A 15,509-nucleotide genomic window follows, 5' to 3' on the forward strand; every position below is an offset into this window, starting at 1 on the left:
GCCTTGGATAAAGCGTGGACTTAGAAGTCCATGCCACCCATGCCGCCGCCCGGCATCGCGGGCATGGCAGGCTTGTCTTCAGGCTTTTCCACGATACCGGCTTCGGTCGTGATCAGCAGGCCCGCCACCGACGAAGCGTTCTGCAGAGCGGTGCGGACAACCTTGGTCGGGTCGATCACGCCGGCAGCCAGCAGGTTTTCGTAGGTTTCGGTCGCAGCGTTGAAGCCCAGCGTTTCGTCGGCCTGATCCAGCAGCTTGCCGGCCACGAGGACGCCATCGACGCCGGCGTTTTCAGCGATCTGCTTGATCGGAGCGGTGATCGCCTTGCGGACGATGTCGATGCCGCGGGTCTGGTCTTCGTTCGCGCCCTTCAGGCCTTCAAGAGCCTTGGTGGCATAGAGCAGAGCCGTGCCGCCGCCGGGGACGATGCCTTCTTCGACAGCCGCGCGCGTGGCGTGCAGAGCGTCGTCAACGCGATCCTTGCGTTCCTTGACTTCCACTTCGGTCGAACCGCCGACCTTGATGACGGCCACGCCGCCGGCCAGCTTGGCCAGACGTTCCTGCAGCTTTTCGCGGTCGTAGTCGCTGGTGGTGACTTCGATCTGCGCCTTGATCTGTTCAACGCGACCCTTGATGTCGTCAGCCGAACCCAGACCGTCGACGATCGTGGTGTTGTCCTTGTCGATCGTGACCTTCTTGGCCTGACCCAGCATGCCAAGGGTAACGGTTTCCAGCTTGATGCCCAGGTCTTCCGAGATCATTTCGCCGGCGGTCAGCGTGGCGATATCGCCCAGCATGGCCTTGCGGCGGTCGCCGAAGCCGGGAGCCTTGACGGCAGCGATCTTGAGGCCGCCGCGCAGCTTGTTGACCACCAGCGTGGCCAGCGCTTCGCCTTCGATGTCTTCGGCGATGATGAGCAGCGGACGGCCCGACTGCACCACGGCTTCAAGGATCGGCAGCAGCGTCTGAAGCGACGAGAGCTTCTTTTCGTGGATCAGGATATAGGGATTATCCAGTTCCACGATCATCTTTTCGGGGTTGGTGACGAAGTAGGGCGACAGGTAACCACGGTCGAACTGCATGCCTTCGACGACATCGAGTTCGAACTCGAGGCCCTTGGCTTCCTCGACGGTGATCACGCCTTCCTTGCCGACCTTTTCCATCGCTTCGGCAATCTTCTGGCCGACTTCGGTGTCGCCATTGGCCGAAATGATGCCGACCTGAGCGATCTGGGCCGAATCGGTGACGGGCTTGGAACGAGCGGCCAGATCGGCAACCACAGCGGCCGAGGCGGTGTCGATGCCGCGCTTCAAGTCCATCGGGTTGATCCCGGCGGCAACAGCCTTGAGGCCTTCGCGCACGATGGCCTGAGCCAGAACAGTCGCGGTGGTGGTGCCGTCACCGGCCTTGTCATTGGCCTTGCTGGCCACTTCGCGCAGCATCTGCGCGCCCAGGTTTTCGAACTTGTCCTTCAGTTCGATTTCCTTGGCGACCGAAACGCCGTCCTTGGTGATGCGCGGAGCGCCGAACGACTTTTCGATGACGACGTTGCGGCCCTTGGGGCCCAAGGTCACCTTGACGGCGTCGGCAAGCGTGTCCACGCCCTTGAGAATGCGTTCGCGAACGTCGCGACCAAATTTCACGTCCTTAGCGGCCATGATATAATCCTTTAAAATGAGGTTGTTAAAAGACGCGTATCAACTCAGCCGATGATGCCGAGGATATCGCTTTCCTTCATGATCAGCAGGTCTTCGCCGCCAACCTTGACTTCGGTGCCGGCCCACTTGCCGAACAGCACGCGATCGCCGGCCTTGACTTCCAGCGGGGTCACAACACCGGCTTCGTTGCGGGCGCCGGTGCCGGCCGAAACGATGATGCCTTCAGCGGGCTTTTCTTTGGCGCTGTCGGGGATGATGATGCCACCGGCGGTCTTTTCTTCGGCTTCGACGCGGCGGACCAGCACGCGATCGTGCAGAGGACGGAACGACATGGGAGTGTTACCTCTCTCAAGTTGAAAATGCTTCTTGGCACTCCCACCCTGAGAGTGCCAACGCGCTGGATATGGGTGCAGGGCAAAGGGGCGTCAAGGCGCCCTTCGATAAAAAATTTAGCCCCGCGTGTGCAGCAGCCCCAGCGCTTCACGCCGGTTCCAGCGCCACAGCAGCATCGCGGCCACCACGGCAAGGCCCGTGGCAAGGCCAATCCACACGCCAAACCCGCGCAGCCCCGTGCCCAGGCCTAGCATCACCGAAACCCCAAACCCCGGCACCCAATAGCCCAGCAGCGCAATCGCCATCGGCACCTTGGTGTCCTGCAATCCGCGCAACGCCCCCGCCAGAATGACCTGCGTGGCATCGACCAACTGAAACGCGGCGGCCACCACCAGATAGCGCACCGCCAGCGCCACCATCACCGCGCGCTCGGCCGCGTTTACGTCAATATAGGCCGAGAGCAGCAGGCGCGGTGCCACCACCATCAGCGAGGAGGAGAACATAGCGATGCACAGGCCGATCTGCAGCGAGGTCCAGCCGGCACGCCCCATCGCCGCCCGGTCGCCCGCGCCGTAATGGTATCCCACGCGGATGGTCGCGGCCTGGCCGATGCCCATAGGGATTTGAAACGTGAAGGCGGCAATCTGAAGCGCCACCGTATGCGCGGCCAGTTCCGCCTCGCCAATCCGGCCCATCAGGAAAGCGGCCGCCCCGAACAGGCCCGCCTCGGCCAGCACCTGAAAGAAGATCGGTGCGCCAATCGCGGCAATTTCGCGCAAGCGCTGCCAGTCGGGCCGCCAGAGATGGCCGAACAGATAATGCCGCCGCAGCCGCCGATTGGCGAAAATCGCCCCCGTATAGGCCAGCGCCGTCACGCATCCGGTAATCACGCTGGACAGCGCCGAACCTTGCAGCCCCAGCGCGGGCATGCCCCAATGGCCGAACACCAGCGCATAATTGCCCGCCGCATTCACTGCGATGGCCAGCGCCGTGATGAAAGTGGCAAACACCGGCCGCCCCAGCGCCGAAACCACCGAGCGCAGCACATTGGCGATCAGCATCGGCACCATCGCCCATTTCAGCACATGCAGAAACCCTCCCGACAGATCCGCCACTTCGCGCGCCTGTCCGGTCAGCAGCAGGATCTCGCGCCCGAAACTGCACAGCACCATAGCCAAAGCCCCGGTGCCCACCGCCAGCCACAGGCCCATGCGCGTAGACCGTCGCACCGAACGCACAGCATGATTGCGTGCGCCCAGTTCGGCCGCCACCAGCGCCGAAACCGCGCCCGTCAGGCCCGACAGGCTCCACGCCAGCAGGCCGAACAGGCTGACCGAGAGGGAAGATGCGGCCAGCGGGGTCTGGCCCAGCCGGGCGACAAAGATCACGTCAATGGCGTAAACCGCCATTTGCAACAGATTGGCTGCCGCCAGCGGCACCGCCAGTCGCAGCGTGGCCAGCGCTTCGCCGCGCCAGAGTCCCGTGTTCGCCCCCGTCGTCATCACGCGCGGGCATAGGCGCGCTTTGTTGCGGGACAAAGCAATTTCGTGTTGCTGAAAAGAAAAGGGGCGCCCCGGCTGAGCGCCCCTTCGCATTATTTCTGGCCGGTTCCGCCGCCCAGCGATTGGTAGAGCGCGACGGTATCAACCAGCCGTGCCGCGCGGGCCTGAACCCATGTGCTGCGCGCCTCGGCCCTTGCGGCCAGAACCGGCAGCAGGGTGAAAGTGCCCACCGCGCCCAACTCATACTGGCGGCGGGTAAAGTTCAGACTGTCGGCCGAGGCGCGATTGCCCCGGTCGGCGGCGGCCAGCGCGTCGCCATCGGTCTTGATCGCGGTCAGCGCGTTCGAGACATCGGCAAACGCCTGAAGCGCGGTCGAGCGGTACTGCGCCTGTGCGGCCTCCAGCGCGGCCCTGGCGGCGTGGCTCTGGTGCAGCAGGCTGCCCGCATGGAAGATCGGCGCCGATACCCCGCCCAGCAGCGTCCAGAACGGATTGCCGCTGGCGAACATATCGGCAAAGCGGTTGGCCGTGCCGCCATATTCGGCGCTGAGCGTGAAGGAGGGCAGGCGGGCGGCGACCGCTGCCTTCACGTCGGCGGATGCGCCTTCCATGATCGCGGCGGCGCTGCGCACATCGGGGCGATGGGCAACGACCTGCGCGGGCAGGCTCAAGGGCAATTGCGCGGGCAGGGTCAGTTCATCCATGCGCGGCACGGGGGGCAGGGGCGAGCCCGGCGCTACCCCAATCAGTACGGCGATCTGGGCCTCCTGTGCCTTGCGCGCGCGTTCCAGCCCCGGCAATTGCCCCTCGATCGCGGCCAGCGCGGTTTCCTGCGCCGCCACATCCGATGCGCCCACCGCGCCGATCTTTTGACGCAGCTTGATCAGCGCCAGCACATCGCGATAGGCGGTGACCGCATCGCGCGTGGCCTCGATTTCCTCGCCCAAGGCGGCATATTGGATCGCGGACTGGACCAGATTGGCCACCACCGTCGAACGCGCCGCATCGGCCCGTGCTGCCTGCGCCGTGGCCGCCGCCCGCGCCGAGCGTACCCGCGCCCGCCCGCCGCCGAACACATCGGGCGACCATGACAGGCTGACCTGTGCGGTGTGGAGCGAATAGAGCATCACGCTTTGATCAGCCAGCGGCGGGGCGATGGTGTTGCTGGCCCGCAGGCGCGAGGCCTGATAGCCCGCATCGACCTGAGGCAGCAGCCCGCCCACCGAGGCGCGCGCCAGTTCCTGCGCCTGACGCAGCGTGGCATCGGCTGCGGCAATATCGGGATTGGCCTTGAGGCCGCGCTCGACCAGCGCATTGAGCGCGTCATTGCCGAATTCGCGCCACCATTGCGCGGGGACCGGGGCCCCCACGGCGATGGCCTGCGCCGGGCCGCCCTCGGGGGCGACCGGGGCGCTCAGCACCGAGGCGGGCGCATTGCCCGCAGGCGTCGGGGGCAAAGGCAGAGCCGGCACCGTTGCTGCCAGCAAAAGGGCGGTCATGCTCATGCCGTTTCTCCCTCATGATGATGGGGCAGATCACGCTCATCCTTGCCATGGGCCACCGCATATCGATTGGGCACATGCTTGGAATAGCGCCCGATCAGCAGCGGCAGCACCAGCAGGATCAGCACAGGGGCTAGCGTCATGCCGCCCACCACCACCAGAGCCAGCGGCTTTTGCACCTGAGAGCCGATACCGGTGGCAACGGCGGCAGGCAGCAGGCCGATAGCCGCCACAAGGCAAGTCATCAGCACAGGGCGCAGCGAATTGCGCGTTGTGGTTGTGAGCGCATCCTCGCGGCTTTGTCCTTCGTTAAGCGCGGTGTTGAAATTGTTGACCACCAAAATCCCGTCCATCACCGCAATGCCGAACAAGGCAACAAAGCCGATGGCGGCCGAAATCGAGAAGGACGTGCCCGTCAGCACCAGCGCCAGCACGCCCCCGATGATCGCCATCGGAATGGAGGAGAGCGCAAGGCAGGCATCGCGAATATTGCCGAAATTGGCATAAAGCAGGGCAAAGATGATCAGCAGGCTGATCGGCACCACCACTTCAAGCCGCGCCACGGCATTCTTCAGGTTCGACATTTCGCCCGCCCATTCCAGCGTATAGCCGGGCGGCAGCGTGATCTTCTGGGCGATGCGCGACTGTGCCTCGGCCACGGCGCTGCCCAGATCGCGGTCGCGCACGCTGAACTTGATCGGGACATAGCGGGTCTGATGCTCGCGATAGATGAAGCTGGCGCCCGAAACGAGGCGGATGCTGGCCACCTCGGACAGGGGAACCTGCGTCACACCGCCGGTGGCATTGGGCGTGGCCACGGTGATGTGGCTGATCGTATCGATGCTGTCGCGCTGTTCGGGGCGGAAGCGCACGATGATCGGGAAGTGCCGGTCGGTGTGCGGTTCGTACAATTCGCCCGGCGATGCGCCGCCCACGGCTGCCGCCACGGTCTGGTTGATGTCATCCGGGGTCAGGCCATAGCGGCCCGCCTTTTCTCGGTCGACATCGATGCGCACCGTGGGCTGGCCCAGCGACTGGAACACGCCAAGATCGGCAATGCCCTGAATTTTGGACATTTCATCCTTGATCTGGTTGGCGATCTTTTGCAGCGTTTCCAGATCAGGCCCAAACAGCTTGACCGAATTGGCGCCCTTCACCCCGCTCGCCGCCTCGGACACGTTGTCCTCGATGATCTGCGAGAAGGAGAAATCGACGCCGGGGAAATGATCGGCCAGATCCTTGCTCATCGTGGCGACGAGCTTGTCCTTGTCCATCCCGGCGGGCCATTCCTTCTGCGGCTTCAAAGGCACGAAGAATTCGGCGTTGAAGAAGCCGGTCGGGTCGGTGCCGTCATCCGGGCGGCCTTGCGTCGAAAGCACATTCTGCGTTTCGGGATAGGAGGCGATGCGGCGCCGGATCGCATTGGTGGTGGGCAGGCCGGCCTCCAGCGAGATCGAAGTCGGCAATTCGCCGCGGATGAACAGGTTGCCTTCCTCCAGATGCGGCAGGAATTCGACGCCCAGCGTGCGCACCCCCACCATGGCCGCGCCAAACAGCAGCAGGCCGCCACCCAGCGTCACCACCGGATTGGCCAGCGCAAAGCTGGAGGCCGGTTCATAAACCCGGCGCAAACGCTGGACGATCCAGGTTTCCACCTCCGACAATTTATCGGGCAGCAGCAGCGCCGACATCACCGGCGCCACGGTAAAGGTGGCGATCAACCCGCCCGCGATGGCATAGGCATAGGTCTTGGCCATCGGGCCGAAGATATGGCCTTCCACGCCCGTCAGGGTGAAGAGCGGCAGGAAGGAGGCGATGATGATCGCGGCGGCAAAGAAGATGCCGCGGCTCACTTCGCTGCTGGCATGCAGGATCGAGCCAAGGCGCGTGGCGAAGGAGAAGTGACTCTCGCCCCGCTCCACATGTTCGGATCTCTCGACCATGTGGCGGAAGATATTTTCCACCATGATAACCGTGGCGTCCACCACAAGGCCAAAGTCGAGCGCGCCCACCGAGAGCAGGTTGGCGCTCTCGCCCTGAAGCGTCAGGATCAGCACCGCAAAGGCCAGCGCGAAGGGAATGGTGGTGGCCACGATAATCGCGCTGCGCAGATTGCCGAGCAGGCCCCATTGCAGCGCAAAGATCAGCGCAATGCCGACCACCAGATTTTCCATCACGGTATGCGTGGTGACATCGATCAGCTTGGAACGGTCATAGTTCGAAACCAGCGTCACGCCCGGAGGCAGGATGCCGCCCGCATTGATCTTCTCGACCTCTTCCTTGACCGCGTTGATCGTGGGCATGGACTGCGAACCGCGACGCATCAGCACGATGCCCTCGACGATATCGTCCTCATTGCCAAGGCCCGCCACGCCAAAGCGCGGCTGGTTGCCCACCTGAACGCTGGCGACATCGCGGATATAGACCGGCACGCCCGCATTGTTCGTCACCAGCGTGTTCTCGATCTGGCTGGGCGACTGGATCAGCGCCACGCCGCGCACGATGGCGGCCTGAGGGCCAAAGTTGATCGTCTGCCCGCCGACATTGGCGTCGCCCTTGCCCAGAGCGGCAATTACGGCCGCCACGCTGGTCTGATGTGCGGTCAGCTTGGCCGAATCGACCACCACCTCATAGGCGCGCTCCTTGCCGCCCCAGCCGGTGACGTCGATCACGCCGGGAATGGCCTTGAAGCGCCGTTCCAGAATCCAGTTCTGGAGTGTTTTGAGGTCCATTACCGAATAGCCCTTGGGGGCCTTGATGCGATAGCGATAGATTTCGCCGATCGGGCTGGTGGGCGAGAGTTCAGGCACCACGCCGCCGGGCAGGGTGCCCAATTGCGACAGGCGGTTGATCACCTGCTGCTGGGCTTGTTCAAAGGTGAAATCGTAGGTGAACTGCACCTTCACGTCGGACAGGCCGAACAGGCTGATGGTGCGGATCGCCGTCATATGCGGCAGGCCCGCGAGCTGCACCTCGATGGGAATGGTGACGCCGCGTTCCATTTCCTCGGCGCTGGAGCCGGGGGACTGGGTGATGATTTCCACCATCGGCGGAACGGGGTCGGGATAGGCCTCGATGTTCAGGTTGTAAAAGGCAATGCCACCGGCCACCAGCATCCCTGCCAGCAGCCCCATGATCAGCATGCGCGAACGCAGCGCAAAACGGACAAGACTGTTCACGCGCCAAATCCCGCTTCGTTCACAAAGATCGCGCCCGAGGTGACGACCTTTTCGCCGCCCTTGAGGCCCGAGGTCACATCGACCCGGCCATTATGGCTTTCGCCCAGCGTGACATCGACACAGCGGAAGCGGTTGGCCGAAATCTGGATCCACACGCGGGCATTGTCGCTTTCGCGGATTACGGCCTGCGCGGGAACCGACATCACCGGGCGGCCATTTGCGGGGGCGCTGTCCTGATGGCGGATGGTGAAATTGGCGAACATCTGGGGCTTCAAAGCGCCGTCCGGATTGGCAATCGTGGCGCGCACCGGCAGGCGGTGACTTTGCGGATCAAGCGCGCTGGCGATATTGTCGACCACGGCCTGAAACACGCGGCCGGGGAAGGCCGAAACGGTCACGTCCACCCGGTCGCCCATATGCACATGGGGCGCATCGCTTTCGGCCAGCTGCGCCACCAGCCACACCCGGCCCGGATTGGCGATGGTCAGCACGGGCGTGGTGCCGCCCACCTGAACGAACTGGCCCGGGCTGACCGCGCGGCTGGCGATCACGCCGCCGATGGGCGCGCGGAACGTGGTTTCGGGGTGATAGCCGTTGACGTCATGCGCGCCTTCAAGGCGGGCGATCTCGCCCTGGCTCTTGCCATAGATTTCCAGCTTGTCACGCGCGGCGCCAAGGGCAGCCTCTGCGCTGCGCAGCGCGGCCTGTGCGGCGACGGCGTCATTGCGGGCCTGCTCATAATCGCGCAGCGCACCGCCGGCGGTGCGGTAGATCTGTTCCTGACGCTTGAGGTTTTCCTCGGCCAGCTTGGCCGCAGCAAAGGCGCTGGACCGGCTGGCCGCCGCGCCGAACAGCGCGTTGCGCGCGTCCACCACATCGCTGGTGCGCAAGGTCAGCAGGGGCTGGCCCTGAACCACCGTGGCGCCCTGCTGGACCATGACCTGCGTGACCTGTCCCGAATAGGGCAGAAAAATCGGCGTGGCGCGGGTTTCATCCACCGCGATCATGCCGGTGGCCGACGTCTGCAGCCAGCCATCGCCCCCGCCCACGGCCTCGACCTTGAGCGTGGCCAGTTGCGAAGGCGACATTTCGACAATGCCTTCGGGCAACGGCGCGGGCGCCACCGGCTCTTTATACGTGAAATGGCGATAGGCCAGCACCAGAAGCGCAACCGCCCCCACTGCCAGCACCGCCTTGAGCAAAAGGCCAAGCTGATGCTTGACCGAAAGCGTGCCACCCGCTTGATTATCCGTCACTTTTATTCCTCGCCTGCATCGTGCCGCCAATCCCTATCAGCCCCTAGCACGCCCAGCTCTTCGAGTTTGCTCCAAGCACGGGGGGCGCTGAATTGAGGATGAACGGATATAAATTTTTTATATAAACACAAGGGCAACCCCTTAGGCTGCCACCGAAACCTCGCCTACCATCTGATTTCCAAGCTTCTCTCGGTCATTGCCCATTCACTCTTTTGCGCTAGAAAGGTCAATTGGAAGAGATAAGAGCAGAAGATGACCGAAGAAGAAAAACGACTGTCTCGCCGTTTTTATAAGGCCGAGCAGGAAGCAGGCTTTGTCGAAAAGCACGCAACCCGCACCGCCCAGACCCAAAGCGCAAGCTACAAGCTGGCTTTTCGCGACACCGAATTTCTGCTGCGCGAGGAATTGCGCCCGGTGCGCTTTCAGCTCGAACTGCTGAAAACCGAAATGCTGCTGGACGAGGCCGGGATCGGCTCGACGCTGGTGTGCTATGGCTCGGCGCGTATTCCGGCGCCTGAAAAGGTCGAGGAACGCATCGCGGCCGCCACCACGCCCGAGGAAAAGGCGATTGCCGAGCGTCTGGCGGCCAATGCCCGCTATTATGACGAGGCGCGCAAACTGGCCCGTATCGCCAGCCAGTGTGCGATCGTCGAAAAGGGCATGAGGCAATTCGTGATCTGTTCGGGCGGCGGCCCCTCGATCATGGAAGCGGCCAATCGCGGCGCATCCGAGGTGGGGGCTGAAACCATCGGGCTCAACATCGTGCTGCCCCATGAACAGGCGCCCAATCCCTATGTCACGCCGCGCCTTGCGTTTCAGTTCCACTATTTCGCGCTGCGCAAGATGCATTTCCTGCTGCGCGCGCGGGCGGTGGCGGTGTTTCCGGGCGGGTTTGGCACGTTCGATGAATTTTTCGAACTGCTCACCCTCATTCAGACCGGCAAGATGAAGCCGATCCCGATCCTGCTGTTCGGCGGCGAATTCTGGAACCGCGTGGTCAATTTCGAGGCTCTGGTCGAGGAAGGCGTGGTCAACCGGCGCGATCTGGAACTGTTCACGCCGGTCGAAACCGCCGAGGATGCGTGGGAACACATCACCGGCTATTACGGGATCGACTGTTTCCCCAAATTTGCCGAATGATCAGAGCCTGACGGCCTGATGCAAGCCTGATGCCCCAGCGGCCCATGGCCCGCGCCGAAACCCGGCGCGGCCAAAAGGGCGGCATGAACGAAATTGCCTGCGCGGGCCACTGCTTCGACCATGCTCATCCCTTGCCCCAGCCCGGTGGCAATCGCGCTGGCCAGAGTGCAGCCGGTGCCATGGGTGTGGCGGGTGTCGATACGCTCGCTGGTGAATATGAACTCGCCATCGGGAGTGTGCAGGCGGTTTTCGATTACCGCTCCCTCGCCATGGCCGCCTTTTATCAGCAAGGCTTGCGTTTTGGCCCACACCGCTTCCTCACCGCCCAGCGCGGCCAGTTCGGGCAGATTGGGCGTGGTCAGCGCGGCCAGCGCCATCATCCGGTCAAAGGCTGCCACGGTATCGCTATCGGCCAGCAGGCCGCCGCTGGTCGCAACCATCACCGGGTCGAACACCACCGGTGCGGCGATCCTCTCCAGTCGGTCGGCCACGATATGCGTGATCGCTGCGCTGCCCAACATGCCGATCTTGACCGCATCAACGCCAATGTCATCGATGCAGGCGTCGATCTGCGCCGCCACCATTTCGGGCGAGAGCGGCTCGACGGCAAACACGCCGAGCGTGTTCTGGGCGGTGATCGCGGTGATCGCACTCATGCCATAGCCGCCCAGCATGGTGATGGTTTTCAGATCCGCCTGAAGCCCCGCGCCGCCGCTGCAATCCGAACCGGCGATGGTGAGAATCCGAGCTGGCTTCATCCCTTATAGTGCCGCACCGTCGAGGGCGGGTTCTTGGCATGGTGCTTTTTCGCGCGGGTGGGGCGGTCCATCAATTCGCCGCTGCAATTGGGGCACAGATCGTCCAGCGCCTCGGTACATTCCGCGCAAAAGGTGCATTCAAACGAGCAGATAAAGGCGCCGGGGGCCTCGGCCGGGAGATCACAGCCGCATTTTTCGCAATCGGGGCGCATTTCGAGCATTGTGGAGATCCAGTGGAAAATTGAGAATGCGAGGGTCTAGACCCTCGCGCTCCCCTTACTGTCATTGTTGCGTCACGGGTTCAACCTTGGCGCAACGCCGCCGCGCCGCAGGCCTTATAAACCGCTTCGCAGATCGCGCCTTCCGGCCGACTATCCAGTACCCAATTAAAGGGATTGCAAAGGGTCGAGACCCTTTGCCCGCCGGAGGCAAACTTACTGCCTTATGCCGCAGCCGCCTTCACCGCCTCGCAAATGGCATCCACCACCTGCTCGACCTCGGCCGCATCATCGCCCTCGGCCATCACGCGGATGACGGGTTCGGTGCCCGAAGGCCGGATCACCAGACGCCCGCGCCCCGCCAGTTGCGCCTCGGCGTCCGCGATCACCTGCTTGACGCTTTCGGCCTCCAGCGGCTTGCCGCCCGAGAAACGCACGTTTTTCAGCAATTGCGGCACGGGGTCGAACAGGTGGAGCAATTCGCTTGCCTTCTTGCCCGATTGCACCAGCGCCGAGAGCACCTGAAGCGCGGCCACTGTGCCGTCGCCGGTCGTGCCATGGTCAAGCATGATCATATGGCCCGACTGTTCGCCGCCGACGTTGAAACCACCTTCCTTCATGCGCTCCAGCACATAGCGGTCGCCCACCTTGGTGCGCTCCAACGTCAGGCCCAGTCCGTTCAGATAGCGCTCCAGCCCCAGGTTCGACATCACCGTGGCCACCACGCCCCCGCCGCGCAATTCGCCACGCTGGTGCAACTGCGTGCCGATCAGCGCCATCAACTGGTCACCATCGACCGTCTGGCCCATTTCATCGACCACGATCAAACGGTCCGCATCGCCATCGAGCGCAATGCCGATGTCCGCGCCCGAGGCCACCACGGTTTCCTTGATCAGGTCAAGGTGGGTTGAGCCGCATTTGTCGTTGATGTTCTTGCCATTGGGCGACACGCCGACCGCGATCACCTCTGCGCCCAATTCCCAGACCGCCGAAGGGGCCACCTGATAGGCCGCGCCATTGGCGCAATCGACCACAATCTTCAGGCCATCAAGGCGGATATTGTGCGGCACCGAACCCTTGACCGCGTGAATATAGCGCCCGCGTGCGTCCTCGATGCGCCGCGCCCGCCCGATCTGGGGGCTGTCGGCCAGAGGCAGCGCCTGCCCCAGCATCGATTCGATGGCCAACTCGTCCTCGTCCGAGAGCTTGAAACCATCGGGGCCGAACAGCTTGATGCCATTGTCCTCATAGGGGTTGTGGCTGGCCGAAATCATCACGCCCACGTCGGCGCGCAATTCGCGCGTCAGCAGCGCCACGGCAGGCGTCGGCATCGGGCCCAACAGCACCACATCCATGCCCACGCTGGTGAATCCGGCCACCATCGCGTTTTCCAGCATATAGCCTGAAAGCCGCGTATCCTTGCCGATCACCACGCGATGGCGATGCTTGCCGCGCAGGAAATGCGTACCGGCGGCCTGTCCCACCTTCATCGCGATTTCGGCTGTCATCACCCCGGCATTGGTCCGTCCGCGAATGCCATCGGTGCCGAAAAACTGTCGTCCCATTCGTCTGTCCCCAAACCGATCCGTCTTTTTGCGCATCGCTCATACTGTTCCGGGCATGGCACACGCAGCTTGCCTTGCTATGTGACGCGGCGAAGTTAATGTCACGCAAACAATGGTAAACCACAGGGGCATTCGTTGACGGATCAGGTTGAGCAGGCGGAAAAGGGCGGTTTCAACCTGCCGGAAATCCGGGTGGCCTCGCTGGGCGCTTTGGTGGCGCTGGGGGCCGGGCTGGTGTGCGGGCTGGTGCTGTCGCGCTTTCCCGCCGCGCTGCCGGTGGTGCGGGTGATCGAGCCTTTGGGCACCTTGTGGCTCAAAGGTTTGCAGATGACGATCCTGCCGCTGGTAGTGGCGCTGCTGGTGTTGGGGCTGGTCCAGACGGCCGCCGCCGCGCGGGCAGGGGCCATGGCGCGGCGTGCGATCTTCTGGATTCTGGGCTTCTATCTGGTCAGCGGGGCGGTGGCCGTGGTGGTCATGCCGCTCTGGCTGGACATGTGGCCGATCCCCGGCGCGGCGGCGGGCGCCTTGGCGGGCAGCGCGGCGCAGAATGCCGGGCCGGTGCCGGGCCTGTCGGAATTTCTGCTGGCGGTGCTGCCCTCCAATATCGCCTCGGCGGCGGCGGGGGGCGAGATGCTGCCGGTGGTGGTGTTCTTTGCCGTTTTCGCGCTGGCCATGGGCAAATTGCCCGAGGGGCCGCGCCGCCACATGATCGGTTTTTTTGAAGCGCTGGCGGGCATCATGATGGTGATGATCGGCTGGGTGCTCTCGATCGCGCCGATCGGGGTCTTTGCGCTGGCGCTGGGGCTGGCGGTGAAGACCGGCACGGCGGCGCTGGGCGCGCTGGCGCATTATGTGATGCTGGTGGCCGGGATCGGCGGCCTGGTGCTGCTTTCGGCGCCGGTGATCGCGGTGGTGGCGGGGCGTCTGGCGCTGGGTCATTATCTGCGCTCGATGCTGCCGGTTTCGGTGGTGGCGGCGTCCACGCAAAGCTCGCTGGCCAGCCTGCCCGCGATGCTTTCGGCCTGTTCGCGCCTTGGCATCCGTTCCTCCAGCGCGGAATTCAGCCTGCCTTTGTGCGTGGCGCTGTTCCGCGCGACGGGGCCGGCGATGAATCTGGCGGTGGTGATCTATGTCGCCCATCTGACGGGCACGCCGCTGGGCGTTTCGGCCATGCTGGCGGGGATCGCGGTGGCCGCGCTGACCGAGCTTGGCACGCCCTCGCTGCCCGGCTCGATCAGCTTTGTGCTGTCCATCGGCCCGGTGGCGATTGCCATGGGCGTGCCGGTGGGGCCGCTGGCGCTGTTGGTGGCGGTGGAAATGCTGCCCGATCTGATGCGCACGCTGGGCAATGTGTTCATGGACGTGGCCGTGACCAGCAGTGTGGACAGGGCCGGGCCTCAGGATTAATCCTTGGGCGTGATCCGGTCGAGTTCGGCCATCAGCGCGCGGCTGCTCTCGCTGGCATTGCCGCGCGTGGGGATGCGGCCTTCCTCGATCATCGCGGTTAATTGCGCGCGGCCACGGCCCACCCGGCTCTTGATTGTGCCCACCGCGCATCCGCAGATCGCGGCGGCTTCTTCATAGGAAAAGCCGCCCGCGCCCACCAGCAGCAGCGCCTCGCGCCTTTCGGCGGGCAATTCCATCAGCGCGCGCGACAGATCGGCCAGATGCAGCGGCGCCTCCTGCCCCGCGGGCGAGGTCAGGATGCGGTCGGCCACGGCCTCGTCATAATCGGCGCGAAAGCGGTTTCGCCGCATTTCGGTAAACCATGCATTGCGCAGGATCGTGAAGGTCCAGGCCCGGATCGAGGTGCCCGCCACAAAGCGCTCACGCGCCGCCCATGCGCGCAGCAGCGTGTCCTGCACCAGATCGTCGGCCAGATCGGGGCGCCCGCAAAGCCCGCGCGCAAAGGCGCGCAGATGCGGCACGACCTGAGTCAGCTCACGCTTGAAATCGGGCTGTTGGGTCTGGGACGCGCTCATTCGTCGTCGCGGTCGAGCCGGGACAGCAGGTCGGACAGGAAATCGGGCAGGGGTTCTTCGACCACCTGCTGATACATATCGCGCAGCGGCGCGGCCCATGGCGGCGCTTCGTCGGAGCCGCCATCTTTCTGATCGTGTTCCCTGATTTCATCCTCGATTTCGGGCGTCGCGCCGGTTTCGTCGGAAACGACCGCCTTGGCCAGATCTTCGCCCGAACCGGGCGATCGGGCAACAACATCGCCCGTTAAATCAGCATTGCGTGGCTTTTGCTCGCGATTCACATCAACCTGCCCAATTTGAGCGCCCCGCCCAATTCGCCAATCTCACATAAACTAACTGGCACGGGAACGAAGCTTGCCCAGCTTGGTTCCCACGCGCAACCGTTTGTTGCATGATAGCGTTGCAAACTGGCACAA

13 protein-coding genes are annotated in these 15,509 nt (G+C 63.9%); 2 read left to right on the forward strand and 11 right to left on the reverse strand.

The annotated features are described in order from the left end of the window. Nucleotides 1–20: 20 nt before the first annotated feature. The 6 genes from groL to FHW96_RS06015 form a co-directional block, all read right to left on the reverse strand. The gene (gene groL, locus FHW96_RS05990; RefSeq protein WP_172339606.1) at nt 21–1,658 is read right to left on the reverse strand and encodes a chaperonin GroEL; all 1,638 of its coding nucleotides are present in this window, start codon (nt 1,656–1,658) and stop codon (nt 21–23) included. Nucleotides 1,659–1,702: 44 nt separating this feature from the next. Then, entirely contained in the window at nt 1,703–1,990 is a 288-nt protein-coding gene (locus FHW96_RS05995) for a co-chaperone GroES (protein WP_172339607.1), read from the reverse strand. A 117-nt stretch (nt 1,991–2,107) separates the two neighbouring features. Next, nucleotides 2,108–3,493, reverse strand: coding sequence for an MATE family efflux transporter (locus tag FHW96_RS06000; protein WP_172339608.1), 1,386 nt, complete (start codon nt 3,491–3,493; stop codon nt 2,108–2,110). A 92-nt stretch (nt 3,494–3,585) separates the two neighbouring features. Next, entirely contained in the window at nt 3,586–4,998 is a 1,413-nt protein-coding gene (locus tag FHW96_RS06005; RefSeq protein WP_172339609.1) for an efflux transporter outer membrane subunit, read from the reverse strand. Next, nucleotides 4,995–8,174 (reverse strand): CusA/CzcA family heavy metal efflux RND transporter, encoded by a 3,180-nt coding sequence (locus FHW96_RS06010; protein ID WP_172339610.1) that lies wholly within the window; start codon nt 8,172–8,174, stop codon nt 4,995–4,997. Before FHW96_RS06010 ends, FHW96_RS06005 begins: the two co-directional genes overlap by 4 nt. Then, a complete protein-coding gene (locus tag FHW96_RS06015; RefSeq protein WP_172339611.1) occupies nt 8,171–9,430 on the reverse strand; it encodes an efflux RND transporter periplasmic adaptor subunit in 1,260 nt (419 codons plus the stop codon). The genes FHW96_RS06010 and FHW96_RS06015 overlap by 4 nt, the downstream gene beginning before the upstream one ends. Nucleotides 9,431–9,682: 252 nt before the next feature. Here FHW96_RS06015 and FHW96_RS06020 point away from each other — a divergent pair, with 252 nt between their 5' ends. Beyond that, nucleotides 9,683–10,570: a TIGR00730 family Rossman fold protein gene (locus FHW96_RS06020; RefSeq protein ID WP_172339612.1), complete on the forward strand. Its 888-nt coding sequence runs from the start codon at nt 9,683–9,685 to the stop codon at nt 10,568–10,570. Here the strand turns inward: FHW96_RS06020 and thiD are convergent. From thiD to glmM, 3 genes are all read right to left on the reverse strand, one after another. Beyond that, complete coding sequence (gene thiD / locus FHW96_RS06025) at nt 10,534–11,328, reverse strand: bifunctional hydroxymethylpyrimidine kinase/phosphomethylpyrimidine kinase (protein ID WP_172339613.1); 795 nt, start codon at nt 11,326–11,328, stop codon at nt 10,534–10,536. The two genes, FHW96_RS06020 and thiD, sit on opposite strands and share 37 nt — an antisense overlap. Next, entirely contained in the window at nt 11,325–11,549 is a 225-nt protein-coding gene (locus FHW96_RS06030) for a DUF1272 domain-containing protein (RefSeq protein WP_172339614.1), read from the reverse strand. Before FHW96_RS06030 ends, thiD begins: the two co-directional genes overlap by 4 nt. 221 nt (nt 11,550–11,770) lie before the next feature. After that, nucleotides 11,771–13,111: a phosphoglucosamine mutase gene (gene glmM / locus FHW96_RS06035; RefSeq protein ID WP_172339615.1), complete on the reverse strand. Its 1,341-nt coding sequence runs from the start codon at nt 13,109–13,111 to the stop codon at nt 11,771–11,773. A gap of 135 nt (nt 13,112–13,246) precedes the next feature. On the opposite strand from glmM, the gene FHW96_RS06040 reads away from it, so the two are divergent. Further along, entirely contained in the window at nt 13,247–14,518 is a 1,272-nt protein-coding gene (locus FHW96_RS06040) for a dicarboxylate/amino acid:cation symporter (RefSeq protein ID WP_253950754.1), read from the forward strand. Here FHW96_RS06040 and FHW96_RS06045 read toward each other — a convergent pair. Both FHW96_RS06045 and FHW96_RS06050 read right to left on the reverse strand, forming a co-directional pair. Then, entirely contained in the window at nt 14,515–15,093 is a 579-nt protein-coding gene (locus FHW96_RS06045) for a sigma-70 family RNA polymerase sigma factor (RefSeq protein WP_172339616.1), read from the reverse strand. The two genes, FHW96_RS06040 and FHW96_RS06045, sit on opposite strands and share 4 nt — an antisense overlap. Further along, complete coding sequence (locus FHW96_RS06050) at nt 15,090–15,374, reverse strand: NepR family anti-sigma factor (protein ID WP_253950755.1); 285 nt, start codon at nt 15,372–15,374, stop codon at nt 15,090–15,092. The genes FHW96_RS06045 and FHW96_RS06050 overlap by 4 nt, the downstream gene beginning before the upstream one ends. Nucleotides 15,375–15,509: the final 135 nt, after the last annotated feature.

The organism is Novosphingobium sp. SG751A (genome assembly GCF_013149295.1).
Taxonomy (GTDB): domain Bacteria; phylum Pseudomonadota; class Alphaproteobacteria; order Sphingomonadales; family Sphingomonadaceae; genus Novosphingobium.

Coding starts and splice junctions, on each gene's coding strand:
- groL (WP_172339606.1), bottom strand. CDS start 1,658: ATGGCCGCTAAGGACGTGAAATTTGGTCGCGACGTTCGCGAACGCATT.
- FHW96_RS05995 (WP_172339607.1), bottom strand. CDS start 1,990: ATGTCGTTCCGTCCTCTGCACGATCGCGTGCTGGTCCGCCGCGTCGAA.
- FHW96_RS06000 (WP_172339608.1), bottom strand. CDS start 3,493: ATGACGACGGGGGCGAACACGGGACTCTGGCGCGGCGAAGCGCTGGCC.
- FHW96_RS06005 (WP_172339609.1), bottom strand. CDS start 4,998: ATGAGCATGACCGCCCTTTTGCTGGCAGCAACGGTGCCGGCTCTGCCT.
- FHW96_RS06020 (WP_172339612.1), top strand. CDS start 9,683: ATGACCGAAGAAGAAAAACGACTGTCTCGCCGTTTTTATAAGGCCGAG.
- thiD (WP_172339613.1), bottom strand. CDS start 11,328: ATGAAGCCAGCTCGGATTCTCACCATCGCCGGTTCGGATTGCAGCGGC.
- FHW96_RS06030 (WP_172339614.1), bottom strand. CDS start 11,549: ATGCTCGAAATGCGCCCCGATTGCGAAAAATGCGGCTGTGATCTCCCG.
- glmM (WP_172339615.1), bottom strand. CDS start 13,111: ATGGGACGACAGTTTTTCGGCACCGATGGCATTCGCGGACGGACCAAT.
- FHW96_RS06045 (WP_172339616.1), bottom strand. CDS start 15,093: ATGAGCGCGTCCCAGACCCAACAGCCCGATTTCAAGCGTGAGCTGACT.